We start from the raw sequence: 1,313 nt of genomic DNA on the forward strand, positions 1-1,313 counted from the left end.
TGGCGCGACAGGCGGAGACTTTCTTCGGAAATTTCCGCCCGACAGCCCACTACTCGCAAACGAAGCAAGGGCCTAAACTGAAGATACACACCACTACCTTGCTGGCCTGCTCCGATTCCCGAGAATGGACTCGCCCAAGCAGCCCCATGCAACCCTCACCGCCGCCCCAAAAACTCCACCGTCATTCGATAACTCAACCCCCAGATGCAGTACCCCTGATAACGGCAGCACGGCAGAGTAACCCGCCCCACGGGCGTGCGGAGGGCAAGCGTACTTCGGTTGTCCGGGTTGCTCAGGTAGTCCAGCGGAATCCATACGCCGTGGCGGGCTTCGTGGTTCAGGCGCAGCACGTCGTCGCCCTGCCAGGCAAACACATGGGGCGTGACCACCATGGGCCGCCAGCGGCTGTGGTGGCGGGTCAGTCGGTCTGTCAGGCGCGCCTGGTAGTGCCCGCTCTGGTACAGGTCGAGCCCGGTTTCTTCAACGGTTTCACGCATGGCGGTGTCACGGCTGGAGGTATCCCCGGTTTGCAGGCGCCCACCGGGGAAGGCCATGTCTCCGGACCAGGGGTCGCCGGGGCGATGAGCGCGCTGGATAAAGAATAGCTCGCCCTCGGTTATCCCGCCGCGATAAATCAACGCTACGGCGGCACGGGTGACGCGGCGCCGGAAGGGCAATTTCTGTGGGCGGGCTCTGTTAAGCCAGGTCAGTGGGGGCACGACGGCCTCGCTATTGGCTAAGATGCGCCCAGCATAGCACTCTGGCTGCTCTCACCACGCCAGGCCATGGGAGCGCCCCCAATCAGCGCGGACCGCCCTCCCCGAACGTCGATCCGGTACGATTTAGCTGTACACGGAGCAATAATAGGGTTATGTTCTGGCCCAGCTAAAAGATCGCGCTTGAATCACGTACTCCATTTCGTTGTTTACATTGTATAACTCGTCCTGCAGTTCTGAAGTCCAAGTCTCCGTTTTTCAGCTACACCTGCCGTAAAGGCAAAACTTCATTTTTCAGGATTAGAGATATGTCTACAGTTAAAGGCACCGTTAAGTGGTTCAACGAAGCAAAAGGTTTTGGTTTCCTGGAGCAGGAAAACGGCCCGGACGTTTTCGCTCACTTCAGCGCCATCCAAGGTTCCGGCTTCAAGACCCTGGCCGAAGGCCAAGCGGTTGAGTTCACCGTGACCCAGGGCCCGAAAGGCCCGCAAGCTGAGAACATCGTCGCTCTGTAAGCGATTGTTCCAGTAAAAAAAGGCGCCCTTGTGGCGCCTTTTTTGATTCTCTAAAGAACACCTTACCCCCCTGCCACACTCT

The 1,313-nt window shown here is 58.6% G+C and carries 2 protein-coding genes; one reads left to right on the forward strand and one right to left on the reverse strand.

The features are described from left to right. Positions 1–155: 155 nt before the first annotated feature. Positions 156–719: a CoA pyrophosphatase gene (locus A3730_RS18455; RefSeq protein ID WP_063521107.1), complete on the reverse strand. Its 564-nt coding sequence runs from the start codon at positions 717–719 to the stop codon at positions 156–158. Between the two features lie 305 nt (positions 720–1,024). Here A3730_RS18455 and A3730_RS18460 point away from each other — a divergent pair, with 305 nt between their 5' ends. Further along, complete coding sequence (locus A3730_RS18460; protein ID WP_035235160.1) at positions 1,025–1,231, forward strand: cold-shock protein; 207 nt, start codon at positions 1,025–1,027, stop codon at positions 1,229–1,231. Positions 1,232–1,313 lie beyond the last annotated feature (82 nt).

This window comes from Alcanivorax sp. HI0044, assembly GCF_001634945.1.

Bases quoted from the DNA above. Each gene is read 5' to 3' on its own strand.
- A3730_RS18460 (WP_035235160.1), top strand. From the start codon at position 1,025: ATGTCTACAGTTAAAGGCACCGTTAAGTGGTTCAACGAAGCAAAAGGT.